This window comes from Mesorhizobium sp. BR1-1-6, assembly GCF_020165355.1.
Taxonomy (GTDB): domain Bacteria; phylum Pseudomonadota; class Alphaproteobacteria; order Rhizobiales; family Rhizobiaceae; genus Mesorhizobium.
The window spans coordinates 116870-122878 of sequence record NZ_JAIUHZ010000016.1 but is presented as its reverse complement, the minus strand read 5'-3'; the positions used below and the strand labels follow the sequence as shown (position 1 = coordinate 122878).

At 63.3% G+C, this 6009-nt stretch carries 7 protein-coding genes; 6 read left to right on the top strand and 1 reads right to left on the bottom strand.

Annotated elements, in window-relative coordinates:
* The first annotated feature begins 211 nt into the window (after positions 1–211).
* Entirely contained in the window at positions 212–1009 is a 798-nt protein-coding gene (locus LB545_RS24075; protein WP_140494122.1) for an RlmE family RNA methyltransferase, read from the top strand.
* A gap of 6 nt (positions 1010–1015) precedes the next feature.
* On the opposite strand, the gene LB545_RS24070 is transcribed toward LB545_RS24075, so the two are convergent.
* Positions 1016–2437, bottom strand: coding sequence for an MFS transporter (locus LB545_RS24070; RefSeq protein ID WP_140494120.1), 1422 nt, complete (start codon positions 2435–2437; stop codon positions 1016–1018).
* A gap of 209 nt (positions 2438–2646) precedes the next feature.
* Here LB545_RS24070 and LB545_RS24065 point away from each other — a divergent pair, with 209 nt between their 5' ends.
* The 5 genes from LB545_RS24065 (at position 2647) to LB545_RS24045 (ending at position 6007) form a co-directional block, all read left to right on the top strand.
* Positions 2647–2892: a type II toxin-antitoxin system Phd/YefM family antitoxin gene (locus tag LB545_RS24065; RefSeq protein ID WP_140521745.1), complete on the top strand. Its 246-nt coding sequence runs from the start codon at positions 2647–2649 to the stop codon at positions 2890–2892.
* Positions 2889–3338, top strand: coding sequence for a PIN domain-containing protein (locus LB545_RS24060; RefSeq protein ID WP_140494116.1), 450 nt, complete (start codon positions 2889–2891; stop codon positions 3336–3338). The genes LB545_RS24065 and LB545_RS24060 overlap by 4 nt, the downstream gene beginning before the upstream one ends.
* A gap of 137 nt (positions 3339–3475) precedes the next feature.
* Entirely contained in the window at positions 3476–4978 is a 1503-nt protein-coding gene (guaB, locus tag LB545_RS24055) for an IMP dehydrogenase (protein WP_140494114.1), read from the top strand.
* Positions 4929–5558 (top strand): hypothetical protein, encoded by a 630-nt coding sequence (locus LB545_RS24050; RefSeq protein WP_224705951.1) that lies wholly within the window; start codon positions 4929–4931, stop codon positions 5556–5558. The genes guaB and LB545_RS24050 overlap by 50 nt, the downstream gene beginning before the upstream one ends.
* Positions 5559–5587: 29 nt before the next feature.
* A complete protein-coding gene (locus LB545_RS24045) occupies positions 5588–6007 on the top strand; it encodes an MAPEG family protein (RefSeq protein ID WP_140494110.1) in 420 nt (139 codons plus the stop codon).
* Positions 6008–6009 lie beyond the last annotated feature (2 nt).

The window sequence follows — 6009 nt, the reverse complement described above, 5'->3', positions numbered from 1 at the left end:
GTCGAGCTTCGCTCGACACCTCTCCCCCGATCGACGGGGGAGAGGATTGGCGCGAGCTAGCCAATCTTGGCGCCCTTCCTCTCCCTCCGGAGGGGGGAGAGGTGGCGCTGCGAAGCAGCGACGGAGTGGGGGAAGCCGTTTGCCAAACGCGCTGCCGCCGAAAAACGGCCACAACCCGGCAAGCGAGAAAACTTGGACAAGAAGTCAACCAATGACCAAGAAACCGGAAAAGCCGGGCTCGGCCGGCATTCGCGTGCTGAAGACGCGGATCAAGAAGAAAAGCGGGCTGAAGGAATCGTCGCGCCGCTGGCTGCAGCGTCACATCAACGATCCCTACGTCCAGCGCTCCAAGGCTGACGGCTACCGCTCGCGCGCGGCCTACAAGCTGATCGAGATCGACGACAAGCACCATCTGCTGAAACCCGGCATGAAGGTGATCGACCTTGGTGCGGCCCCCGGCGGCTGGTGCCAGGTCGCGGCCGCGCGGACCAAATCGACCGCGGAAAATCCGCATGTCGTAGGCATCGACTATCTCGAGATGGACGCGGTGCCCGGCGCGCCGGTGCTGTTGATGGATTTCCTCGATCCCGAGGCGCCGCGGAAGCTGGCCGAGGCGCTTGGCGGCGATCCCGATGTCGTGCTGTCCGACATGGCGGCGCCCACCACCGGCCACAAGCGGACCGACCACATCCGCACCATGCATCTGTGCGAGGTGGCCGCCGATTTCGCGCTGTCGGTGCTGAAGCCGGGCGGCCACTTCCTGGCCAAGACGTTCCAGGGCGGCGCCGAAAACGAGCTGCTCTCGATGCTGAAGAAGAATTTCCGGTCCGTCCACCACGTCAAGCCGCCTGCGTCGCGCGATGAGTCGGTGGAGCTGTATCTACTGGCGAAGGATTTCAAAGGGCGAGAATCCGGTCCGCCATCAGGCGGATCGGAACGTCCAGTGGATGTCTCGAAGAACTTGAGCGCACGGAGCCATGGCGAAGGGCCGGCGGACGGCGACGGCTGAACCGTCTCACTCCCCCGGCGACCTCACCGGTTCCAGCGGCTTGGGCATGGTCAGGCGGCCGTGGCCCGATACGGCGTTGCCGGCATCGGGCGCCAGCCGCATGAACGACAGCGATGCGGCGGCGGAAATTGCCGCGACGATGAAGAAGGCGGTATGGAAGTCCGGCAATGTCAACGGGCCGCCGTGGATACCCGTCGATACTTCCAGGATGCCGCCGGCAACCGCCACGCCCAGCGCGATCGACAGTTGCTGGAACACGGCGGCGATCGGTGTTGCCTTGCTCGTGTCCTCGGCTGAAACCTCGGCGTAGGCGAGGGCGTTGATGCCGGTAAAGAACATCGAGCGGATGAAGCCGCCCACCAGCAGCATGGCCAGCATCAAGAGATAGGGCGTATCGGGCGTGAACAGGCCGTTGACGGCGATCGACGCGGCGGCCACCAGCGAGCCGACGATCAGCACGCGACGAAAGCCGACGACGCGGAAGATCAGCGCTGTGACGAATTTCATGCCGATGGCGCCGATCGCGGAGACGAAGGTAATCATGCCGGACTGGAACGGCGTCAGCCCGAAACCGATCTGGAACATCAGCGGCAGCAGGAACGGCACGGCGCCGATGCCGATGCGGAAAAGTCCGCCGCCAAGCACGGAGGAGCGGAATACCTGGTTGCGGAACAAGTCGAGCGCCAGCAGGGGGTTCCTGGCACGGCGCGCATGCATGAGGTAGAGAGCGCCCGACACCAGCCCGACGCCCACGGTGATGAAGCCGGTCGCCGGCGGCAGATAGGGCAAGCTGATCACTGACAGGCCGAACACGACGCCGGACGCCGCCAGCCCGCTCAGCACGAAGCCGACGAAATCGAGCGGCGGCGTCTCCATCGATTCGGTTTCCGGCAGGAAGCGGGTGGCCAGCCAGATGCCGATCAGGCCGATCGGCACATTGATCAGGAAGATCCAGTGCCAGGTGAAGTAGGTGGTGATGAAGCCGCCGATCGGCGGTCCGACCAGCGGGCCCACCAATGCCGGCACGGTCAGCCAGGACATCGCCGCGACAAGTTCGCTCTTGGGCGTGGCGCGCACCAGCACCAGGCGCCCGACCGGCGTCATCATGGCGCCGCCTATGCCTTGCAGAAAGCGCGACACCACGAAGGCCGGCAGCGAGCCCGAAACGGCGCAGGCGACCGAACCGACGATGAACACCGCGATCGCGGCGCGGAAAACGTTCTTGGCGCCGAAGCGATCCGCCATCCAGCCGCTGATGGGAATGAAGATCGCCAGCGACACAAGATAGGAGGTCAACGCCAGCTTGAGCGCGATCGGGCTGGTGTGGATGTCGAGGGCGATCGCCGGCAGCGATGTGGCGATGACGGTCGAATCCATGTTTTCCATGAAAAGAGCGACCGCCAATATGAGCGGAATGGTTCGGTTCAAAGGAACGCGTCCGGGCTTGATTCCAGATGTTGCCGACCGGGAGTTTGCCGGCAGGCAGGGCGGTTATCACGGCTGGACACCAATGTCGTGTTAAATTGCTGTCACTTTTATGCGACCGCAACCTCCGGTGGCGGCTGCGATACACGATTGCTTGCAAAAAGCGGACACTATCCCTATTGTAGTGAAAATAACTACAGGACGTTATGATCATGGAAGAGGCCGTTTCGGCAGCCGATGCCAATCGCAGATTTTCTCGCATCCTGCGTGAGGTACGCGAGGGCCAGAGCTACGTCGTGACAAGCCATGGTCGGCCGGTGGCACGGATCGTGCCTGCGGAGAGGCACGAGGGTGTGGCCTCCCGCTCGCGCGCGGCATTGCTGTCGCGACTCGAACGGCAGCCGGTTGCCGATGCAGGACGCTGGACCCGCGATGAGCTCTACGAGGATGACCTGTGAGGGTCGCGCTCGACACCAACATTCTTGCCTACGCAGAGGGCGTTAACAACGTAGCCAAACGCGACCACGTTCTCGAACTGCTGCGCAAGGTTCCACAAGACGCTGCCATTGTTCCGGTCCAGGTGCTGGGTGAACTGTTCAAGGTCCTTGTCCGCGAGGCTGGAAGGTCGCCCAAGGAGGCTCGGGATGCGCTGCTTAGCTGGCGCGACGCGTTCCCGGTTGCCGGGACGACGCCGGAGGTGATGACGATGGCTGTCGATCTTGCGGCGGACCATCGCTTCGGCATCTGGGATGCCGTCATTCTTTCGGCTGCATCCCAAACGGGTTGCCGGCTGCTTCTGTCGGAAGACCTGCAGGACGGCTTCACCTGGGGCGGTGTAACCGTCGTCAACCCCTTTGCATCGCCGCGTCACGCTTTGCTGGATGCTTTCCTTGGTTCGCAATAGAAGCTGAAGCGTCCGCAACGATCGGCTTTTCTTCCGTGCCGGGACGTGGTACCAGCCACCGCCAATCCTGAAAGGGAAGAAGAGAGTCGCGCTGTCCATCCCGGTCCAGCGCTTTTCCCGCATTCAAAGGGCTGGCCATGGCAAAAATCATCGAAACGTCCACCGGCGCGCTGGCGCTGACCTTTGACGACGTGCTTTTGCAGCCCGGCCATTCCGAAGTCATGCCCGGCCAGACCGACATCCGCACCCGGATTGCCGGCGACATCGACCTCAACGTGCCGATCCTGTCGGCGGCCATGGATACCGTCACGGAGGCAAGGCTTGCCATCGCCATGGCGCAGGCCGGCGGCATCGGCGTCATCCACCGCAATTTCTCGCCGGCCGAGCAGGCCGAGCAGGTGCGGCAGGTGAAGAAATTCGAATCCGGCATGGTGGTCAACCCGGTCACCATCGGTCCCGACGCGACGCTGGCCGACGCGTTGTCGCTGATGCGCACCTACTCGATCTCGGGTATTCCGGTGGTCGAGAATGGCGGCTCCGGCGGCCACAAGAGCGGCCGGCTGGTCGGCATCCTGACCAATCGCGACGTGCGCTTCGCCTCCGATCCGGCGCAGAAAGTCTATGAATTGATGACCCGTGAGAACCTGATCACCGTCAAGGAGAATGTCGACCAGGACGAGGCCAAGCGGCTTCTGCATCAGCACCGCATCGAAAAGCTCGTCGTCGTCGACAAGCAGGGCAATTGCGTGGGGCTGATCACCGTCAAGGACATCGAGAAATCGCAGCTCAACCCGCACGCCACCAAGGACGCGCAGGGGCGTCTGCGCGCAGCAGCCGCCACCAGCGTCGGCGACGACGGTTTCGAGCGCGCTGAGCGGCTGATCGAGGCAGGCGTCGACCTTCTGGTCATCGACACCGCGCATGGCCATTCGCAGCGCGTTCTTGATGCCGTCACGCGGGCGAAAAAACTGTCCAACTCGGTGCGCATCCTGGCCGGCAACGTCGCCACCGCCGAGGGCACCCAGGCGCTGATCGATGCCGGCGCCGATGCCGTCAAGGTCGGCATCGGCCCCGGCTCCATCTGCACCACCCGCATCGTCGCCGGCGTCGGCGTGCCGCAGCTGTCGGCCATCATGTCGGCGGTGGAAACTGCGCACAAATCGGGCGCCTCGGTGATCGCCGATGGCGGCATCAAATATTCCGGCGATCTGGCCAAGGCGCTTGCCGCCGGCGCCAGTGCCGCCATGATCGGCTCGCTGCTTGCCGGCACCGACGAAAGCCCGGGCGAGGTCTATCTGCACCAGGGCCGCTCCTTCAAGGCCTATCGCGGCATGGGTTCGGTCGGCGCCATGGCGCGCGGCTCGGCCGACCGATACTTCCAGGCGGAGGTTCGCGACACGCTGAAACTGGTGCCGGAAGGCATCGAGGGGCAGGTCCCCTACAAAGGACCTGTGTCTGGCGTGCTGCACCAGCTTGCAGGCGGCCTGAAAGCCGCTATGGGTTATGTTGGTGGCCGCGACCTTGCCGATTTCCGCGAACGCGCCACCTTTGTGCGCATATCCAACGCCGGACTTCGTGAAAGCCACGCCCATGACGTCACGATCACCCGCGAAAGCCCCAACTATCCCGGCGGAGCCTGATCGGCCCGACCAGTACACGTTCTGGCGCAATCTGGCCGCGACCATCTTGCGGCTATCGCGCCACGCTGCCGCCCTTTGCACCGCATCGGTGGCGGTTTTCATCGCCATGACGCTCATGGAGTTCTTCTATTTCCGCCAGTTGAGTGGCGGTTTGCCGTCGCTCGACATGCGCGTTTTTGGCTTCACGCCGGATGAAGGCATGGCCTGGCTGACGGCGCTCGGCCGGCGCGGCAGCGAGATCATCCTGGTCTGGCACTATCTGACCTTCGATCTTCTGTTCCCCGCGCTGTTGTCGGTGACGCTGGTCAGCCTGATCCTGGCAACGGGAAGGCGGTTGAGGAATTTCCGCGTGCTTCCGGGCCAGATGCAATCGATCTTCGCACTGATCCTGGTGCTGCCCTACACGATCGCCAACTACGCCCAGAACATCGCCGTGGCCCGCCTTCTGTCGGATTTCCTGTCGGCCAATCCCGATTCCCTGGGTCTCGCCTCGGCGCTGATCGTCACCAAATTCGCGCTGCTCGCAATTCCGGTGATCGTCATCGCCGTCTTCTGGCTGGCGGGTCAGAAACAGAATTGATCTGACCCGGCACCGGGCGGGGAGGGTTCATGAACCAGACATCGATTTTCTGGCCTGTTCTGGCGCACGTGTTGCTGGTCTACATCGTCTATGGCGCCATGGCCCGGCGCAGGTATGTCGCCATCCAATCGGGCGAAGCCAAAGTCAGCCAGTACAAGGCGCGCTCGACCGAGCCGGCCTCCTGCGTGACAGTTGCCAGCAACCTCAGCAACCAGTTCGAACTGCCGGTGCTTTTCTATGTGCTGTGCCTGATGTTGCACCTGACCAACGGCGTCAACTATCTGACCTTGGCCCTGATGTGGATCTTTGTCGCGACCCGCTATTTTCATGCCTGGGTTCACCTGACCAGCAACAATCTGCTCCTGCGCAGCCGGTCTTTCTCCCTGGGGGCAGTGATTCTTTTGCTGGGCTGGATCTGGCTCGCGCTGCACCTGCTCCGGGTGGTTTGAGC